20 protein-coding genes, 1 pseudogene and 1 other annotated feature are annotated in these 18,422 nt (G+C 36.2%); of the genes and pseudogenes, 12 read left to right on the forward strand and 9 right to left on the reverse strand.

Annotated elements, in window-relative coordinates:
* Positions 1-2: 2 nt before the first annotated feature.
* Positions 3-635 (reverse strand): acetoin utilization protein acetyltransferase AcuA, encoded by a 633-nt coding sequence (acuA, locus tag BAU28_RS09490; protein WP_025147620.1) that lies wholly within the window; start codon positions 633-635, stop codon positions 3-5.
* 176 nt (positions 636-811) lie between these two features.
* Between acuA and acsA the strand changes: the two genes are divergently transcribed.
* The 7 genes from acsA (at position 812) to tyrS (ending at position 6,798) form a co-directional block, all read left to right on the forward strand.
* A complete protein-coding gene (acsA, locus tag BAU28_RS09495; protein WP_048372126.1) occupies positions 812-2,530 on the forward strand; it encodes an acetate--CoA ligase in 1,719 nt (572 codons plus the stop codon).
* 152 nt (positions 2,531-2,682) lie between these two features.
* Positions 2,683-3,147, forward strand: coding sequence for a GNAT family N-acetyltransferase (locus BAU28_RS09500; protein WP_071718422.1), 465 nt, complete (start codon positions 2,683-2,685; stop codon positions 3,145-3,147).
* Between the two features lie 186 nt (positions 3,148-3,333).
* Positions 3,334-3,891, forward strand: coding sequence for a maltose acetyltransferase domain-containing protein (locus BAU28_RS09505; RefSeq protein ID WP_071718423.1), 558 nt, complete (start codon positions 3,334-3,336; stop codon positions 3,889-3,891).
* A gap of 67 nt (positions 3,892-3,958) precedes the next feature.
* Entirely contained in the window at positions 3,959-4,414 is a 456-nt protein-coding gene (locus BAU28_RS09510) for a hypothetical protein (protein ID WP_071718424.1), read from the forward strand.
* Positions 4,395-4,940, forward strand: a complete 546-nt coding sequence (locus BAU28_RS09515) for an RNA polymerase sigma factor (RefSeq protein WP_071718425.1) — start codon at positions 4,395-4,397, stop codon at positions 4,938-4,940. The genes BAU28_RS09510 and BAU28_RS09515 overlap by 20 nt, the downstream gene beginning before the upstream one ends.
* A complete protein-coding gene (locus BAU28_RS09520) occupies positions 4,921-5,166 on the forward strand; it encodes a hypothetical protein (RefSeq protein ID WP_071718426.1) in 246 nt (81 codons plus the stop codon). Before BAU28_RS09515 ends, BAU28_RS09520 begins: the two co-directional genes overlap by 20 nt.
* Before the next feature lie 77 nt (positions 5,167-5,243).
* Positions 5,244-5,472 (forward strand) — a binding site (T-box leader).
* A gap of 69 nt (positions 5,473-5,541) precedes the next feature.
* Positions 5,542-6,798: a tyrosine--tRNA ligase gene (tyrS, locus tag BAU28_RS09525; protein ID WP_071718427.1), complete on the forward strand. Its 1,257-nt coding sequence runs from the start codon at positions 5,542-5,544 to the stop codon at positions 6,796-6,798.
* 79 nt (positions 6,799-6,877) lie between these two features.
* Here the strand turns inward: tyrS and BAU28_RS09530 are convergent, their stop codons facing one another.
* On the reverse strand, positions 6,878-7,180 hold the full coding sequence (locus BAU28_RS09530) for a YjdJ family protein (RefSeq protein ID WP_071718428.1): 303 nt from the start codon (positions 7,178-7,180) through the stop codon (positions 6,878-6,880).
* A 188-nt stretch (positions 7,181-7,368) separates the two neighbouring features.
* Here BAU28_RS09530 and BAU28_RS09535 point away from each other — a divergent pair, with 188 nt between their 5' ends.
* Positions 7,369-7,497 carry a hypothetical protein gene (locus BAU28_RS09535; protein ID WP_002112286.1) on the forward strand — a complete coding sequence of 43 codons (129 nt, stop codon included), beginning with the start codon at positions 7,369-7,371 and terminating at the stop codon, positions 7,495-7,497.
* Between the two features lie 203 nt (positions 7,498-7,700).
* On the opposite strand, the gene BAU28_RS09540 is transcribed toward BAU28_RS09535, so the two are convergent.
* The 5 genes and pseudogenes from BAU28_RS09540 to rpsD all read right to left on the reverse strand — a co-directional run bounded on the left by BAU28_RS09540 (position 7,701) and on the right by rpsD (position 11,355).
* Positions 7,701-8,153, reverse strand: a complete 453-nt coding sequence (locus BAU28_RS09540) for an SMI1/KNR4 family protein (protein WP_071718429.1) — start codon at positions 8,151-8,153, stop codon at positions 7,701-7,703.
* A 14-nt stretch (positions 8,154-8,167) separates the two neighbouring features.
* Positions 8,168-8,620: a YrhA family protein gene (locus BAU28_RS09545; protein WP_048372138.1), complete on the reverse strand. Its 453-nt coding sequence runs from the start codon at positions 8,618-8,620 to the stop codon at positions 8,168-8,170.
* 24 nt (positions 8,621-8,644) lie between these two features.
* A pseudogene (locus BAU28_RS31430) lies at positions 8,645-9,917 on the reverse strand (WXG100 family type VII secretion target).
* A 196-nt stretch (positions 9,918-10,113) separates the two neighbouring features.
* On the reverse strand, positions 10,114-10,542 hold the full coding sequence (locus BAU28_RS09560; protein WP_071718431.1) for a GNAT family N-acetyltransferase: 429 nt from the start codon (positions 10,540-10,542) through the stop codon (positions 10,114-10,116).
* Between the two features lie 210 nt (positions 10,543-10,752).
* Entirely contained in the window at positions 10,753-11,355 is a 603-nt protein-coding gene (gene rpsD, locus BAU28_RS09565) for a 30S ribosomal protein S4 (protein ID WP_000135316.1), read from the reverse strand.
* Between the two features lie 398 nt (positions 11,356-11,753).
* Here rpsD and megL point away from each other — a divergent pair, with 398 nt between their 5' ends.
* On the forward strand, positions 11,754-12,932 hold the full coding sequence (gene megL, locus BAU28_RS09570) for a methionine gamma-lyase (protein ID WP_025147607.1): 1,179 nt from the start codon (positions 11,754-11,756) through the stop codon (positions 12,930-12,932).
* 141 nt (positions 12,933-13,073) lie between these two features.
* Here the strand turns inward: megL and BAU28_RS09575 are convergent, their stop codons facing one another.
* The gene (locus BAU28_RS09575) at positions 13,074-13,553 is read right to left on the reverse strand and encodes a GAF domain-containing protein (protein ID WP_002173777.1); all 480 of its coding nucleotides are present in this window, start codon (positions 13,551-13,553) and stop codon (positions 13,074-13,076) included.
* 147 nt (positions 13,554-13,700) lie between these two features.
* Here BAU28_RS09575 and refZ point away from each other — a divergent pair, with 147 nt between their 5' ends.
* Positions 13,701-14,339 carry a forespore capture DNA-binding protein RefZ gene (gene refZ / locus BAU28_RS09580; protein ID WP_002173776.1) on the forward strand — a complete coding sequence of 213 codons (639 nt, stop codon included), beginning with the start codon at positions 13,701-13,703 and terminating at the stop codon, positions 14,337-14,339.
* Between the two features lie 11 nt (positions 14,340-14,350).
* Here refZ and BAU28_RS09585 read toward each other — a convergent pair whose 3' ends face one another.
* Positions 14,351-15,295: a DMT family transporter gene (locus tag BAU28_RS09585; protein WP_071718432.1), complete on the reverse strand. Its 945-nt coding sequence runs from the start codon at positions 15,293-15,295 to the stop codon at positions 14,351-14,353.
* 121 nt (positions 15,296-15,416) lie between these two features.
* Between BAU28_RS09585 and BAU28_RS09590 the strand changes: the two genes are divergently transcribed.
* Positions 15,417-16,262: a LysR family transcriptional regulator gene (locus tag BAU28_RS09590; RefSeq protein WP_116500347.1), complete on the forward strand. Its 846-nt coding sequence runs from the start codon at positions 15,417-15,419 to the stop codon at positions 16,260-16,262.
* Between the two features lie 207 nt (positions 16,263-16,469).
* Positions 16,470-18,179 (forward strand): septation ring formation regulator EzrA, encoded by a 1,710-nt coding sequence (gene ezrA / locus BAU28_RS09595; RefSeq protein WP_071718434.1) that lies wholly within the window; start codon positions 16,470-16,472, stop codon positions 18,177-18,179.
* The last annotated feature ends 243 nt before the right edge of the window (positions 18,180-18,422 follow it).

Below are 18,422 nucleotides of genomic sequence, written 5' to 3' on the forward strand. Positions count from 1 at the left end.
TATTAATACATAAAACGATTGTGAAAACGTAGACGATCGAATGCTTGAATGGAATCCGTATCGACGCGCTTACCGATGCGAACCATTAAACAGTTAGCGGGGTGTGAACAAATTTCAGGATCGTCTGTAGCCATCCATTGTAAACCACCGGCATTCATCATTTTTTCCATTACTTTTCGGTATTCCCAAACATTTAAGCCTGTTTGTTTTAAATCCCAGTGCCAATAATATTCAGTCGTTAATATAATGTAATCTTCCATATGATCGTCCATCATTGAAACTTCTAATAAGTTTTTTCCGACAGAGCACCCGCGAAAGGCTGGGACAACTTCAATCGCCCCAAGTTCAATTAAGTTTTCAATCTTTCCTTCTGACCATCGCTCGAGCGGATCAGGATATAAGTATGTAACATATCCAACGATCATTTGGTCATGTCTAGCAATAATGAGACGAGCTTCTGGTAATTTAGAAATTTCGACAATTGCTTTATATTGCTGCTCGGCAGGGCGAAATGCAACTAAGTCTGGATGAAATTCATACATTTCAAGATTATGTGTAGAGACAGGACCTTCAATAATTAAAGTTCCTTTCGCTGTTTTTAAGTTTCTGGCATTATATATTTTTTTATGAATCAATGTATTGCTCACCACCTTGAGGGTTTGTGAATCTATTAATATCGTACTTTATAATATATGCGATGTGAATCGAATTTTGTCATTAAAAATTTGTCTAAAAATCAACAAATATACTGAAAATTTTAAATAATATCATTATAATAGATAATAGAATACATAGGAGGGGGATGTAAAGTATGAAAGTAGAAACGCTTCCTGTCATTAAAGGGGAAAATAATTTGCCGAATTATGAAGAGGCATACGCAAATTTTAACTGGGAAGAGGTTAATAAAAATTTTACTTGGAATGAAACAGGCCGAGTGAATATGGCGTATGAGGCAATTGATAAGCATGCGAAATCCGATCGAAAGAATAAAGTAGCGCTTTATTATCAAGATGGATCGCGAAAAGAGAAATATACATTTAAGGAAATGAAGGATTTTTCTAATAAAGCAGGAAATGTCCTGAAAAACTATGGCGATGTTGAGAAAGGCGATCGCGTTTTTATTTTTATGCCGCGTTCCCCAGAATTATATTTTGCACTTCTTGGTGCAGTGAAATTAGGGGCTATTGTTGGACCGCTATTTGAAGCGTTTATGGAAGGTGCAGTTCGCGACCGCTTAGAAGATAGCGAAGCAAAGGTGTTAATTACAACTCCTGAATTGTTAGAGCGCGTACCATTAAATGATTTACCTGCTTTAAAAACAGTCTTCCTTGTTGGAGACAATGTAGAAGAAGGCGGTAAAACTGTAGCGTTCAATCCTTTATTTGAACAAGCTTCAAAAGAATTACATATCGAATGGTTAGGCCGTGAAGACGGTTTAATTCTTCATTACACATCTGGTTCTACTGGTAAGCCAAAAGGTGTGCTTCATGCGCAAAACGCAATGGTTCAGCACTATCAAACGGCGAAGTGGGTATTAGATTTAAAAGAAGATGACGTATATTGGTGTACAGCTGACCCGGGCTGGGTAACTGGAACAGCTTACGGTATTTTTGCACCGTGGTTAGTGGGGGCATCAAATGTTATTTTAGGTGGACGCTTTAGTCCAGAAGCGTGGTACGAAGCGTTACAAGATTACGGTGTAACAGTTTGGTATAGCGCACCAACAGCGTTCCGTATGTTAATGGGAGCTGGACAAGATGCAATTAAAAAATATGATTTATCACAAGTTCGTCACGTATTAAGCGTTGGTGAGCCGTTAAATCCAGAAGTAATTCGCTGGGGGATGAATGCATTTGGACTTCGTATTCATGATACGTGGTGGATGACAGAAACAGGTGGACAAGTTATTTGTAACTATCCTTGTATGGAAATCCGTCCAGGTTCAATGGGTAAACCAATTCCAGGTGTGAAAGCAGCGATTGTTGATAATGAAGGAAATGAAGTGCCTCCATACACAATGGGTAACTTAGCAATTGCAAAAGGTTGGCCATCTATGATGCGTGCGGTTTGGAACAACCCGCAAAAATATGAGTCTTACTTCATGCCGGGAGATTGGTACGTATCAGGTGACTCTGCATATATGGATGAAGACGGATACTTCTGGTTCCAAGGGCGCATTGATGATGTCATTATGACGTCAGGAGAGCGAGTGGGTCCGTTTGAAGTAGAAAGTAAATTAATCGAGCATGCTGCTGTTGCAGAAGCTGGTGTAATTGGTATTCCGGATCCAGTTCGCGGAGAAATTATTAAAGCATTTATCGCGCTTCGTGCAGGATACGAACCATCTGAAGAATTAAAAGAAGAAATTCGTCAATTTGTAAAGAAAGGCCTAGCAGCTCATGCAGCGCCACGACAAATTGAATTTAGAGATAAACTACCGAAAACGAGAAGTGGTAAAATTATGCGCCGCGTATTAAAAGCGTGGGAGCTGAATTTACCGACAGGCGATTTATCGACGATGGAAGATTAAAGAATATTTAAATGTAAGTATTATCGTGGTTTGAAATTTTAAAAATAGAGGGTAAGCAACATATTAGTTATGCTTAATATGTTTGCTTACCTTTTTCAATGCGATTGTAGATTTAAAATATAGAATAATTAACATAGCAGGAGGAGAAATACGTGATTACACTAAAGCCTATGAACCAAGAGGAGTTTCAGCGTTATTGTGAGTATGCGATTGATGATTATGCAAAAGATAAAGTTGCTGCTGGAAATTGGAGTGAAGATGAAGCAGTTAACTTGTCCAAAATAGAATTTAACCGGTTGTTACCAAAAGGTGAAAAAACTGAGTGCAATTACTTATACTCTATCTTTCATGACCAATATCTAGTTGGAATGATTTGGATTGCGCAACAAGCACCTACAAATAATGAAGAAGGTTTTATTTATGATTTTATTATTTTTGAGCAATATCAAGGATTAGGGTATGGTAAGAAAGCAATGAAAGAAATTGAAATGATTGCTAAAGAATTAGGAATGAAAAAAATTGGACTTCATGTTTTTGGTCATAACAAAGTTGCCCGTGGGTTATATGAAAAGTTAGGCTATGAAATTACGAATATAACAATGACAAAATCCATTTAAGAAAGCTATTTATAAGTGTTTAATGGGAACTTCCTATAAAACAGTTGGCTTTCGTTATTTAATTTGATGCTGAAAAGAACCGGATTTTTTATGAAAGAAAGAGTGTGTTTGAAGCACACTCTTTCTTTTTGTGTGCTATTATAATAACGGGAAACTTATATATACGAGTTTGAAGGGGAGGATATTATGAGAACAGAAAAAGAAAAGATGATACAAGGGGAAATGTACATACCAGCTGATCCAGTTTTAGTACAAGACAGGGAGCAAGCACGCATATTAACGAGAAAATTAAATGATACGCCAGAAGTGCAATTAAAAGAGCGTAGCGAAATTGTAAAAGAACTATTCGGAACGACAGGAGATAATATTCATCTTGAATCTTCTTTTAGATGTGATTACGGCTATAACATTCATGTTGGCGAAAACTTTTACGCGAACTTTGACTGTACGATTTTAGACGTATGCCCAGTTACAATTGGAGTGAACTGTATGTTAGCTCCAGGTGTCCACATTTATACAGCGACACATCCACTTGATCCAGTAGAACGCATAAGCGGGTCTGAATACGGAAAACCAGTTACAATTGGCGATAACGTATGGATTGGCGGAAGAGCGATTATTAATCCAGGTGTAACAATTGGGGACAATGCGGTTATCGCATCTGGCGCTGTTGTAACGAAAGATGTGCCGAATAATGTGGTAGTTGGCGGGAATCCTGCAAAAATTATTAAAAAAATAAAATAATATTTGAACGAAGCGTCTTCCTCGTCTGTATACATTTATGAAAGAATAGATGAGGGAGGCTTTTTATATGTCTAATAAATTACTTCTTACTTTTGTTTTAGTTGGAATTATAGTTGTATTTTCTTGTGGAATGTTCTTGCCAATGCCAATTGGATTTAAAGTTTCAATGTTTACAGCTGGAGTCATGATGAGTGTTATGTTTTCAATCATTATTCCGTTTGATAGAAAATATATAGTACGGAAAAAAGGATATAAAATCGATTTTACCAAAACAAAAGTGTATTTTCGCTGGAATGTATTCGATACTATTTCGGTCTGTCTTGCAGTGTATGCATGTGTATGTGTGCAAGCATTAAATATTTTAGTTTCAAGCGGCCATACAATTCAAAACCCGTATGTTCAATTTTTTACGAATCAATCACAAGTATGGATTATTGTCGCAAGTGTATATTTAATTTCCCGAATTTCATTAACGTTAAAAGGAATAAAGGAGATCAAAAATCATGGCGCAGATTGGGATTGAGGAGGAACTCATGCTTGCGTACCAAAGTGGAGATAAGCAGGCTGGGGAAAAACTATACGTTTTAATTAAACCAGCACTATATACATTTTTGTATCGTTTTAATCGGGATGAACAATTAAGTATCGACCTTGTGCAAGATACGTTTTTGACGTTAGAACGAAAGAAACATATGTATGAAATTGAGAAAGGCAAAATAAAAACGTATTTATTTCAAATCGGTTATCGTCTTATGATTAATAAATTAAATAGAAGAAAAAAGTGGCGTACGCTCTTGCCGTTTTTAGTACCAGTGCAAGAGATAGGGTTTTCGCAAGAAGACCGTCTTACAGTAAGAGAAGCTATTTTGAAAGTTCCCGAAGAACAGCGAGCTGTCCTCATTCTTTCTTATTATCATGATATGCAGCAAAAAGAAATTGCAGAGATATTAAACATTCCTATTGGAACAGTGAAGTCGAGGCTCCATAATGGGATAAAGAAATTGAAACAATTGTTGGAGGTGGATGAAATTGAGCGAAAATCCCTTTAAAAGTGAATATAAATTACAGCAGCATTTAGACAGTGATCATGTAGAAGTACCGGATTTTCCAAAAACGGTAAGTCGCTTTGATCGATTACTCGGATTTCTTGCCTCTCCGGCGAAAGATCCTGTAGAAGCTACGATTGGAAATGATTTATCGGTTGTGTTTCATGTATCGTTATTAGTTGGGGTTCCAATTCTTTCTTTGATTACGATATTCCTTGCGACTTTGTAAAGGATTGGTAGGAAAAGAACTCACACCTCTATTTGACATGCTTATATAAATGATGGTATAAAGAAAAGTATATGAATAATTGAGCGTGGAAAGGGAGAAGTAGTGATCATTTCCCTGTTTTAGAGAGCTGATGGTCGGTGGAAATCAGCACATAGATGATCGCGAATTACGCCCCTAGAGCATCTTTTTTCGATTGAATTATATTCAAAAGGGAAAAGACGGTGCTAAGCCGTTATGTAAATAAGGTGGTAGGCCTTTTTGGTCTGCAACTAGGGTGGTAACGCGATAATCAAAATCGTCCCTTATTTGAAGGGGCGATTTTTTTATGTTTTCAACATTCACGCTAGACTTAACTTAAAGGAGAGTATGTAGGATATGGGTATTTTACAAGATCTTGAATTTCGCGGTCTAATTAATCAGCAAACAGATGCTGAAGGCCTTGAGCAATTATTAGAAAAAGAAAGCGTTAAATTATACTGTGGTTTTGACCCGACAGCGGATAGCTTACACATCGGTCATATGTTACCAGTATTAATGTTACGTCGTTTCCAATTAGCTGGTCACCAACCAATCGCACTTGTTGGCGGTGGTACTGGTATGATCGGTGACCCAAGTGGTAAAAAAGCAGAGCGTACATTAAATACAAAAGATACAGTTGCTTACTACACGGAAAGTATTAAAAACCAACTTTCAAACTTCTTAGAGTTTGAAAATGTGGACAACCCAGCAACGATGGCTAACAACTATGACTGGCTTGGTAACTTAGATGTAATTACATTCTTACGCGATATCGGTAAAAACTTCGGTTTAAACTATATGTTAGCAAAAGATACAGTAGCATCTCGTTTAGAAACTGGTATTTCATTCACTGAGTTTAGTTACATGATTTTACAATCATATGACTTCTTAAACTTATACCAACAGCACAATTGCCGTCTTCAAATCGGTGGTAGTGACCAATGGGGTAACATTACAGCTGGTCTTGAATTAATCCGTAAATCAGAAGAAGATGCAAAAGCATTCGGTTTAACAATTCCACTAGTTACAAAATCTGACGGTACGAAGTTTGGTAAAACAGAGGGTGGCGCAATTTGGTTAGACCCAGAGAAAACGACTCCTTACGAGTTCTACCAATTCTGGATTAACACAGATGACCGTGATGTAGTTAAATACTTAAAATACTTCACATTCTTATCTCATGAAGAAATTACTGAGCTTGAGAAGCAAGTAGCTGAAGCGCCAGAAAAACGTGCAGCACAAAAAGCATTAGGTTCTGAAATGACAAAACTTGTTCATGGTGAAGAAGCATTAGAGCAAGCAATTAAAATTTCAGCTGCATTATTCAGCGGTTCTGTAGCAGAACTTACTGCAAGCGAAATCGAACAAGGATTCAAAGATGTACCATCTGTAGAACGTACTGCAGAAGATACAGTATTAATCGACTTACTTGTAGAAAGCAAAATCTCTCCATCAAAACGTCAAGCACGTGAAGATGTAACAAATGGTGCAATCTACGTAAACGGTGAGCGTACACAAGCATTAGACTACGTTGTAACAGAAAACGACCGCATCGAAGGTAAATTCACAATCATTCGCCGCGGTAAGAAGAAATATTTCTTAATTCGTTACTAATCAGAAAAGAATTTAAAACAAATAGTACCCCGAATTGTAGGCTGAAAAATCTATGATTCGGGGTTTTTTATGTATGAATTTAGATTGCCTCAGTATTTCTTTTAAATAGAATATGAAAAATTAATACTAGCATATAAAGTAAGCTAATTAGCATAACGACAAATGCTGTGGGATAAAATTTTGCCGCATATATAAAGAAATCGATTTGATAAATATCTTCATAACTTGAAACGGGCCCTTTAAAATAATTCGTAAACTTCGCGCTATATTTCCATTCATCAGGGCTGTCTATTAAATTACTCCCTTGATACCAACTAATAAATGCTGAAGTAATAAACAGCATAAACGAACTGCCTAATTGAACCATTTGATTTATTGTCAAAATGAACCCCCTCCTTTTTTCTGATTATTATAACGTAGTAATTTGCTTTAATAAAATACTCAGGAGATAGAGCGCAGTTGGTAGTCCTTTAAATTTTTTTGTTTTAATCTCCTTTTCGAGTTCATACGGAAATCACATGTAAGCGGTATGATAATCGTATAACAACTAGAAAGGAGTGGTAAAACGAAATGTCACTAGAAGCGCTTATTATTTTTTCTTTGCTAAATGCGGGTCAGCTTGCAGAGAACACGAAGGTTGATATACATAAAGAGCAGAAAGATGCTTATGTATATGTTCAAAAAGAGGAAAATAAATAATTTTATTTTATATATAACGAAAAAAGCCAATCCATAGGATTGGCTTTTTGTCATTAACGAGAGTAGAACTCGATAGTATTAAGTTATTTGCGTAACTTATTATTTTGTAAAGGTATTAACATACCTCAAAAGCGGACCTATCCATATTCAAAATGAAAAAGGAGAACGTTAATCCTTATAATAAGGCGTTCTTCTTTTATTTTTTATTCCTCGTCTTCTAAATCGCGTAAGCTATTAAGTAATTCGGTAAAAGACGAACAAACAGGATAAATTGCTTTTTCGATATCTTCTTCTTCGTGTTCCCAAAATACAACAGTTGGTGATTCAGGATTGTTTCGATAATCAAAACATAAGTGATTTCCAAATGAGTCTTTACCAAAAGGATATGTTTTATTTGCTAATCGATCTTTTATATCTTCATAAACTTGAATAATTGAATTTCTACTTTCTAAATCAAAAGTTAAAAGCTTACTAAATACATTTTCATCCTGTCCAGGCACATCAAATATTTTAGGTCTTGGATAACCTCCATCGTATTTCTTTACACATGCAATGAAATCTTCAGGAAATTTAATACCAAAATATTTTTCTGCTTTTTGGATTTCTTCATCTGTAATTGGTGTTTTACTCATAAAGGACCATGTAATATTCTTCATTTTAATACTCCATATTAAAGGAGGGCTGTTTTCAATGCTTCTTCAAGCATTGTATTGAAATCATTATATGTGTTCATCACTGTTCCAGATGGTTTATCAAGTTCTAAATAAGTACTGTCAGATAAGTTTTTACAAAACCACGCAATATTTGAATCTCCAAAGAAAAGATACTCTTTTTGAAATTCATTTTCATACCAAATCTCATTCGTGTCTATAAATCCACAAATCGGTTCGTTTCTTTCTGTTTCTAGTAAAGAAGGGTCAACTCCATAAATAACTAGTCCACCAAAATCTAAACCGTTTACGTTTTTAAGAAACTCCTCAAATTCAATCGGTAAATCAACATTAAATTTCTCTTTTACGTGTTCTCTTAATCTATGAACTTCAGTATCCTTTGCTGGTGTGTTCAAATTAAAGTTAACACTTTTTAGGATATCTCCAATTTCTAAAACTAGATTTTTCCACATATAAAAACCTCTTTCTAAGTGTATTTATTCTCCTTTAGGGTAGATATTATATTTGGGTATAGGCCAGCTTATGTCTGCACTATCTCCATCTTGTAAGTGTCTAGTTAATGTACGTTGTGTATTAGTTATAGCTTTATGATATGGATGATTTTGTATTAAAGTTAAATTTTCAAATGCGTTTGTTCCTCCGTCGTCTAAAGGAAGATTATGATGTACTTGCCACCCTACTGGAGGTCTTCCTTGTTTCATTAATTCTATATTACCATCTGTTATTCCCGCTTTCTTAAGTTCAGCAAGCTTAACAGGGTCATTTACTAAGGATTTAAGAAACTCTTGTCTTACCCTGCTATCAAAAGCTTTCCTAAGTTGTTCCGCTTCTTCTCTAGGTCTCTTAGTATAAGTAATATCTTCAACTTTGACGTCTTTAAGAGGCACATCTTTGCCGTATAATTTGCCAACAAAAACGTCACCGTCCGTAGTACTTTTAGTATATTGATAAGGCGATAGTTTATCCTTAGCTGTCTGATAAGTATCAACAAGGCTAGTTTTTAAAGAACTCCCCCCAACACCAGCATAAGCAAAACGGTTTCCGGTGTTCAACTTAAAATTATTTAATGTATACAATGCATCTCTGTATGCAGGGGCAGTAGTTAGAAGCGATTTTCCTTTTGTAAGACTTGTAACAGCTGCTACTTTTCCTACTTGTCCAACTTTATCCAGACCTTTGCTACCAATAAAACCTGTGAGTAGCGAGGTGACCGCATAAGCTGCATAATGTTCTCTACTTTTCATATCCCCATGCCATAGGTAGGGTTTCTTTATAATTTACGATTGCATCTTTCATGTTTAACCAGGTCTCTTTATCTCCTAAAGCGACAAATCCGTCCCATGCGTCTACAACCCCATCTACAAAACCAGTAGAAATCCCAGTCCACGCATCATTCAAGTCCTTTTTATTTCTATCCCAAAAGGTCTCTTCTGATTTTGGCGGAATTTTTCCACACATTGCACCTTCTTCTAGTGTAACATCTTGATTATCCGCATTGCGGAATTTTTCAGCAATCCTTTTCAATTCTTCTTCCACATTTGTGATTGCCTTGATAGAGGTAAATGCTTTTGGTCTTGCATCATTGAACATTTGGACGAAATTTTGATTAGAAGCACCTATCCATTGATAACATAAATAATCAATTTGATTACATAAGTCGTTATGTATGGATTCTAACGCGTTTCTAGTGTTATTTGCACGGTTTGCAACTTCTTCTAGCATTTCGGGTGTTACTTTGATTTGAACCATATAGCCCCTCCTGTCCCTAATATTTACCAATGAAATTATACCATATAGGCATTTTTCTGTTACAGGGATTTTGGGTAAAATCTAGTATGGCTCTTTATTATGTATTGGATGTAGAAGGAGCCGGCGATATTAGATAATTCACCAAATAAAAAAGTGAACGATTATAAAAAATATTCGTTCACTTTTATTTTACTCTTTATAAATGTAGTTCATAATCTCCTTCAATACGGTTTGGTTTTCCAAACATTTCTTCGTATAGACTAACATGTTTTGAAAATCCATTTTTTAATGCAAAGTGGTAGCCTTCTTTAGTTACGACTTGCTGTAATACTAATCGTTCGAAGCCTTTTTCTTTAGCGAATGTCTTAAACCATTCAATAACAATACTCCCCTTACCTTGATTACTTGGGGTAATACTTATAGCGGTGATCGCCAAGTATGAATTGGTGGAAAATTCACTTCTAAGGTTAATGGTGACCTTATGTTCTTTAGAAGAAATATTTAAGGCATATTTAGAAAGACCTTTAATCAAGACTATTTTGTCTTGCACTAATTCTTCTAGTAACATTTTTAATTTTTGAAAGTCTTGTACATGAAGAGGGATCTCGGTGAATTTTTCTTTCAAAACAAGTAACTCCTTTTATCATCTGTTTTTTTGCACTTATCCATTTCTATACACACGCCAGCCATTATATTTTTAAGCCCCAAACTAGCCCCAGTAGTATTCTCATTTATGCCCTATCTTGCAGTATAAATGAGAAATAAAAAAAGCCCAGGCCCCTTGATAAACAAGGTTCCTAAGGCTTTTAATACTACTCTTTGCAGAGTACCGAGATTAACGAGAGTAGAACTCTACGATTAATGCTTCGTTGATTTCAGCTGCTAACTCAGAACGCTCAGCGTGACGAGTGTAAGTAGCTTCTAACTTATCAGCATCGAAAGTTAAGTATTCTGGTACGAAGTTGTTAACTTCGATCGCTTCTTTAACAACAACAAGGCTGTTAGATTTTTCGCGAACGCTGATAGTTTGACCAGGTTTAACGCGGTAAGATGGGATATCTACGCGAGCGCCATCTACCATGATGTGGCCGTGGTTTACTAATTGGCGAGCTGCGCGACGAGTGCGAGCTAAGCCCATGCGGTAAACTAGGTTGTCAAGACGAGCTTCAAGAAGGATCATGAAGTTTTCGCCGTGCTTACCAGGCATTTTACCTGCTTGGTCAAATGTGCGACGGAATTGACGCTCAGTCATGCCGTACATGTGACGAAGTTTTTGTTTCTCTTGTAATTGTAAACCGTATTCTGAAAGTTTCTTACGTTGGTTAGGACCGTGAGGACCTGGTGCGTAAGGGCGTTTTTCTAATTCTTTTCCTGTGCCGCTTAGAGAGATTCCAAGACGACGAGACAGTTTCCAAGCTGGACCTGTATAACGAGCCATAGTTGACTCCTCCTTTAAAAATGTTTTTATTTTCGTAAAATAAAAACAGACGTAATCGATATTTACGGGTATTTTGTTTTCATGTACCTTCGCTCCAGCAGCAGGGAGTTACGAGATACACCTCCGCAGAGGAACAAAATACAAACGATAAACTCACATTACAAGGCTGCCTTTTTATTTTACACAAACGCTATTATATCTTTTACCTACAATTTCGTCAAGCGAGTATCTTTTTGTTTTATGCAGATAAATTTTGGAAATTAACAAGAAGGAATTTAAAACAATATAAAAGAAGAGATAGAAACACAAGTAAAACGCTTACATAAAATGTAGTAAAAACATTCATCATTTTTTTACTGGTGGATATATGGCAATAAAAACATAAGGGGGATGTTTTTATGAAAAAGAAACATATGGAGACAGCATTAATTCATCACGGTTATGAATCAAATGAACATAAAGGGAGTTTAACACCACCTTTATTTCAAACTTCTACATTTACGTTTGAGACAGCACAGCAAGGAGAAGCGAGTTTTGCTGGAGAAGATCCATCTTATATTTATTCAAGGCTTGGAAATCCAACTGTGAATTTATTTGAAGAACGTATGGCTGTTTTAGAAGGTGGCGAGGAAGCGCTGGCGTTCGGTTCAGGTATGGCAGCAATTTCAGCAACGTTAATTGGCTTTCTAAAGGCTGGAGATCATATTATTTGTTCAAATGGATTATATGGATGTACTTACGGTTTTTTAGAAGTGTTAGAAGAAAAATTTATGATTACTCATTCGTTTTGTGATATGGAAATAGAGGAGGATTTGGAAGGGAAGGTTCGTCCAAATACAAAGCTCATTTTTGTTGAAACACCGATTAATCCAACGATGAAATTAATCGATTTAGAGAAGGTGATACAAGTAGCAAAGCGAAATGGCTTACTTGTTATTGTCGATAATACATTTTGTTCACCTTATTTACAAAGGCCTCTTGAGCTCGGATGTGACGCTGTCGTTCATAGTGCGACAAAATATATTGGGGGTCACGGGGATGTTGTAGCGGGTGTAACAATTTGTAAAACGAAAGCGTTAGCGGAAAAAATCCGTCCGATGCGAAAAGATATTGGCGGTATTATGGCGCCGTTTGATGCGTGGTTATTATTACGCGGGTTAAAGACATTAGCGGTAAGAATGGATCGTCATTGTGATAATGCGGAAAAAATTGTAGCGTTTTTGAAAAATCATGAAGCGGTTGAAGGTGTTTGGTATCCGGAGGGAGAGTTAGCATCTCGGCAAATGAAACGAGGCGGGGGCGTTATTTCTTTTTCTGTAAAAGGCGGAAAAGAGGAAGCGCAGTCGTTTATTAATGACCTCCATTTTATTAAGATTGCGGTAAGTTTAGGTGATACAGAAACGTTAATTCAGCATCCGGCGACGATGACGCACGCGGCTATTCCAGCTGAGCTCCGGAAGGAAATGGGTATTTTTGATAATTTAATACGCCTATCTGTCGGTTTAGAATCATGGGAAGATATCATTTCTGATTTAGAGCAGGCGCTTAAAAAGATATCCACTGTTAGCAATCAATAAAGTGAAACTTTAATCAGTGGGGGTTTTGTCCATCCCCCACTGATTATTAGCCCTCACCAACCGGGCTTTTGCGGGATAAAAAAGAGTGAGCTATCGGTTTCGTACATTACGTACGTAATTGATAACTCACTCTTTTCTTTTTTACATATGTTTTAGGAGTGTTTCCACAAACTTTTCTAAATAGTGCTGATCTACTTCATCGAAACGATTTTTTTCAGGACTATCAATATCAAGTACACCAATGACAGTTCCTTCTTTCATAATCGGTACAACGATTTCCGAATTAGAGGCACTATCGCAAGCGATATGTCCTGGGAATTGGTGAACATCTGCTACAAGTTGCGTTGTTTTTGTTTCAGCTGCCGCGCCGCAAACACCACGTCCGAACGGAATACGTACGCAAGCGGGCATTCCTTGGAATGGTCCAAGAACAAGCTGATTTCCTTCTGTTACATAAAAGCCAACCCAATTAACGCGATCTAAAAATTGATTTAATAGTGCGGACGCATTTGATAAGTTTGCGACTACGTTCGGTTCGCCAGTTAATAATGCATCCAGTTGTTTAATTACTGTCTCATATTGCTGTTCACGAGATCCTGCATAACTTTCTTTTGTAAACATGGAAACAACTCCCTTTTTATCGAGATATGTAAAATGCTAGCAAAATACGATGTATTTCACATGACTTTGTCGATAGAAAATTAAAGGAATTTGTCTTAAAAGTCAAGAAATTTAAACTATAGCTGTTCAGTGAGAGGAAGTGAGCGCATGAAGCAGACGAAACAAAAGGTAATTGATGCGGCAATATCGTTGTTTAATACGAAAGGTTATGATGGAACGTCGGTGCGAGACATTGCAAAGCGAGCGGATGTGAATGTAGCGAATATTTCATATTATTTTGCTGGAAAGCAAGGGTTATTAGAACAGCTTATTACTGATTTTTTAGAAGGATATATTCACGTAATTGAAACATCATTTGAACAGAGAGAATATTTATCGGCTAAAGATGCGATGGTGCAAATGGTACGCGGGATTTTACGATATCAATTTGATAATAGGGAACTGACACGTTTTTTTTATAGAGAGCTTTCGCTTGATACGACATTAATTCGTGAAGTGATGACCGTTTATTTTTCTAGAGAAAGATATTATATAGAGCAAATTATTAAACAAGGACAAATGAAGAAAGAATTTAAAAAGGTATCTTTTACAATGTTTATGACGCAATTAAAAGGCATGATGAATATGCCGTTTTTATATCCGCAATATATATCAGAAGTGCTGCATTCTTTTCCGTCAGAGACATTTTTCTTAGAAATGTACACGAAAGAAATTGAGCAATGGATGGAACGAACATTGTATACAACGAATATGTACTATGAATTTCCAAGAGCTGTTCATATGTGAAAAACCCCCGCCTAACGAACTGAGGTGGGGATTTTTATGTCTTGTTTTCTTTGCCATAAATTGTTGCATAATAGCGCAATAATTGTTAATGCCGCTCCGACAATTTCTATGTTGTCGATTGTATAACCTCGAAATATAGAACCGATAAGTGCAAGCACAGGAACTAAATTCATAAATAATATGCCGTTAATAGATGAAATATATCGATTTCCCGTGTTCCAGCAAAATACAGCGATAACGCCCGCAATAATTGACATATAAAAGAGTTCAAAACGAACGCTCATAATTGTATGTAGTGATGGTACAGCGACTATATTTGCGTTTGTTAATGCAGTAACGATTACAACGAGTGAAATAGAACCGAATAAACAAGTTAATGTTGTGTATCTAAGTGGTGACCAAGACTTGAAATTAGCACCGCCGTTCGTGTAAATTACCCAGCAAGTAACGCCGCATAACATAAATATATTTGTTGATAAGTGACTTGCGGTTCCGAATAATAAGTGAATGTTTCCTTTTGAAATGACAAGCATAACACCGAATAATGCAACGAACATACAAAGAAAGGTGTAGTGTTGTGGGCGTTTATTTTTAGTTATCCATTGCAATAATAGAGCAATTAGTGGCATAAGAGACTGAATCATAGCCGCATGAATCGCTCCGGAAGGCCCAGCCAGTTGTTGTCCGTAGAAAACGAGAAATCCATACCCTGCGAAACCGACTGTTCCATAAAAGAATAACGAAAGTGTTCGTTTTTCTAAGCGGAGCGAATTCTTCCCCTCGATGATTAAGAGCAGCATAAGGAAAATAATAGCTGCTGATCCATAGCGGATAGTTGTGAAGAAGAATGGATCTATAAACTGCAGGGCATTTGCCATTACAGGAAACATAAATCCCCAAGCCATTACAGCGATTAAGCATAGAAGGGATCCGAGTAGTATTTGTTTTTTGTCCAAGAGTATCTTTCTCCTTTTTATTTCGTTATAGTAAGTTGATAAAATAAGTATAAAGATTGATTCTTTCTAAGAGGAAATATAGATTTTTTATGGCGGTTATAACTTTTTGTTAGAGGTGTGTATGATGGATTTGGAGGCAGTACGATCGTTTATTGAAGTAAAGAAAACGCGAAGTTTATCGAAAGCGAGTAAACTTTTACATATTTCACAACCAGCGCTTAGTAAACAAATTCAAAGATTAGAAGCTGACTTAGAGGTTACTTTATTAAAACGTTCCGCTCAAGGGGTAGAGTTAACAAAAGCTGGAGAGCTATTTATAAAAAGAATGTCACCGATTTTGGAACAAATAAATGAAGTGAAAACGGAAATGAAGGAATTTCAAGAGAAGCGGAAAATCTCAATAGGTATATTACCGAGTTTAGCGGCTCATTACATATCGAAGTGTAAAGACATATTAGGCGATGTATATGAAGTAGAGTGGCAAATCGAGCATACGAAAGTATTAATGGAATTATTTAAAGAGCGGAAGATTGAAGCGATGTTCATTGATTCAGTAGTAGAAGGCGCTACGTCTATAAAAGAAATTCGGAAAGAAAAAATTGTTTGTGCTGTTTCAAATGATCATCCGTATAAAGAGAAAACGGTAATCCGAATGGAAGATTTACAGGATGAAAAGTTAATTGTATACCCAGAAATATGCGATGTAAGGAAAATGATTATGAATATGTTTCAAGGTATGGGCGTAAAACCGATAATTGCAGTTGAAACCTCTTATGCAGAACCTATGCTTGCGATGGTAGGAGCTGGACTTGGTATAACGTTGCTTCCAGAAATAGCTGTACAGCAAGCAGTAATGCAAGGTAATGTGCATGCAATTTCTGTAGAACCATCACTATTGCGAAAAATTTATTTCGTATCTCATATGGAAGAGTGCTTGTTATCGCGTTCATTTGAGGATAGAGGGTGAAGTAAACGGAATGTTGAGAAAGATTACAATTACATTTAAAGAAACATGAAATTTTAAAAAAAACTAGGTCAAAAACACGCCATTACATGGTATGATTAGTACATTGTTAGTTGTTAAATATAGGGGAATTCCCTTTTTATACATAATGCCTTCCATTTCATAAACGGAACGGACAAAAAAAGAGATATAACTAGGAGGCTTTTTTGCATGGATTCTATCCTGACGATCGTTATCATTGTAGTAAGCTCTATTCTAGTGCTGCTCATGATAGAGCTTGTGATAAGAAATCGTTCATATAAAGATATTGAAGCACTGGAGCAGTGGAAACAAGAAATAAAAGATAAACCTGTGGCAGATGAACTAAAACGGGTGAAAGACTTAAATATGACAGGTCAAACAGAAGAACTGTTTGGTAAATGGCGTGAAGAGTGGGATGAAATTGTATCAACAACTCTTCCGAAAGCTGAAAAAGATTTAGGGCAAGCGCGAAAATTCGCCTCGCAATTCTCCTTCCGAAAAGCAAAGCATGCGATGAAAGAATCCATAAGTGGTTTAGATGACGCTGATAATCGTATTACTGATATTTTAAATGAATTACAGCAACTGTTAGAAAGCCATGAGAAAAATAGTTCGGAAATTGAAGGGTTACGTGATACATATCGTAGTATGAAGAAAAGTGTTCTTGCTCATCGACATATGTATGGAGCAGCTGAGCAAAGAATTGAAGAGATGCTAGATGCTGAATCTAATAAATTTAAAAGCTTTGAAGAAGCAACAGATAATGGCGATTATTTAAAAGCGAGAGAAATTGTTATTAGTTTAGAAGAAGGTTTAGCAAGTTTAGAAATTATTATTCACCAAATTCCGGATTTATTGGTGGAGTGTCAAGCGACATTACCAGTTCAGCTGGAAGATTTATTGCACGGCCATAACGATATGGTAAGTCAAGGCTATGTATTAGAGTATTTGGAAATCCCTAAAGAAGTCCGTGATATGACGACACAACTACAAACATGTTTAATGGATATACAGGAGCTTCATATAACGGAAGCAGCTGAAAAAGTAGAAAACTTAAAAACTCGTTTAGATGGTTTTTATGACCAACTTGAACAAGAAGTACATGCGAAACATTATGTGGAGCAAAAAACACTTTCTGTTTATGAAGATCTAGAAGAAATTCGCATAGGAACAATTGAAACGAAAACAGAAACACAACTTGTGAAACAAAGTTATCAATTACAAGATAAAGATATTGAGTCGCAAAAAGTAATTGAAAAACAAATGCATATTTTATTGAAACGTTTTGAAGTATTGCAATTACGAGTTGCGGAGCAAGATATTGCATTCTCTATTATTCGTGAGGAACTAGAAGAGATTTATGAGCAATGTGAAACTTTAAAAGTACTTCATGAAGAATATAAGGAAATGCTACAAACGATGCGTAAAGAAGAATTTGAAGCACGTGAAAAGTTACAAGAAATGCGAAATACCATTTTAGAAACGAAACGCTTTATGCAAAAGTCGAATTTGCCAGGCCTTCCAGAGAGCATTATGGAAGATTTACAAAGAGGGCAAATGGCAATGCAAGCTGTATATGAGCAATTAGAAGTAAAACCGTTAAATATGAATGCTGTAAATAGCAGTTTAGAAGAAGCATATACAACTGTGAATGGTGTATCTGAAATGACGGAAGAGTTAATTGGACAAGCGTATTTAGTTGAAAAATTAATTCAATACGGTAATCGTTACCGCAGTCATGATGTGGAACTTGCGCAAAGTTTAGATTATGCGGAGAAGTTGTTCCGTGAATATCAATACGATGCAGCTTTAGAGCAAGCAGCTTCTGTATTAGAGCAGCTTGAACCTGGCGTTGTTCAAAAAATAGCTGAATATGTAGACAATGAACAAACCCTTTAATAAAGGGTTTGTTTTTTTGTGTAATTTTGAAGACGATATTGCTATAATGAATAGCGGAATATAGTAAGGTTATTCGTTTCAAAATAAAGTGAAATCATAAGTGATGGGGATTCATCCACCACTGATTGTTAATCTTCACCAATCAGGCTACCTGCAAATAGCGGAGAAAACTGTACACTTTTATATAAAAACGGAACCTTTGAGTAGTCTTAGCGTAATTACACGTATTTGTGATATGATTAT

Origin of the sequence: Bacillus paramycoides, from assembly GCF_001884235.1 — a bacterium.
Taxonomy (GTDB): Bacteria; Bacillota; Bacilli; order Bacillales; family Bacillaceae_G; genus Bacillus_A; species Bacillus_A paramycoides.

Excerpts from the sequence above, each read along its gene's own strand:
- acsA (WP_048372126.1), top strand. The coding sequence starts at position 812 with ATGAAAGTAGAAACGCTTCCTGTCATTAAAGGGGAAAATAATTTGCCG.
- BAU28_RS09505 (WP_071718423.1), top strand. The coding sequence starts at position 3,334 with ATGAGAACAGAAAAAGAAAAGATGATACAAGGGGAAATGTACATACCA.
- BAU28_RS09510 (WP_071718424.1), top strand. The coding sequence starts at position 3,959 with ATGTCTAATAAATTACTTCTTACTTTTGTTTTAGTTGGAATTATAGTT.
- BAU28_RS09515 (WP_071718425.1), top strand. The coding sequence starts at position 4,395 with ATGGCGCAGATTGGGATTGAGGAGGAACTCATGCTTGCGTACCAAAGT.
- tyrS (WP_071718427.1), top strand. The coding sequence starts at position 5,542 with ATGGGTATTTTACAAGATCTTGAATTTCGCGGTCTAATTAATCAGCAA.
- BAU28_RS09535 (WP_002112286.1), top strand. The coding sequence starts at position 7,369 with ATGTCACTAGAAGCGCTTATTATTTTTTCTTTGCTAAATGCGGGTCAG.
- BAU28_RS09540 (WP_071718429.1), bottom strand. The coding sequence starts at position 8,153 with ATGAAGAATATTACATGGTCCTTTATGAGTAAAACACCAATTACAGAT.
- BAU28_RS09545 (WP_048372138.1), bottom strand. The coding sequence starts at position 8,620 with ATGTGGAAAAATCTAGTTTTAGAAATTGGAGATATCCTAAAAAGTGTT.
- rpsD (WP_000135316.1), bottom strand. The coding sequence starts at position 11,355 with ATGGCTCGTTATACAGGTCCAGCTTGGAAACTGTCTCGTCGTCTTGGA.
- megL (WP_025147607.1), top strand. The coding sequence starts at position 11,754 with ATGAAAAAGAAACATATGGAGACAGCATTAATTCATCACGGTTATGAA.
- BAU28_RS09575 (WP_002173777.1), bottom strand. The coding sequence starts at position 13,553 with ATGTTTACAAAAGAAAGTTATGCAGGATCTCGTGAACAGCAATATGAG.
- refZ (WP_002173776.1), top strand. The coding sequence starts at position 13,701 with ATGAAGCAGACGAAACAAAAGGTAATTGATGCGGCAATATCGTTGTTT.
- BAU28_RS09590 (WP_116500347.1), top strand. The coding sequence starts at position 15,417 with ATGATGGATTTGGAGGCAGTACGATCGTTTATTGAAGTAAAGAAAACG.
- ezrA (WP_071718434.1), top strand. The coding sequence starts at position 16,470 with ATGGATTCTATCCTGACGATCGTTATCATTGTAGTAAGCTCTATTCTA.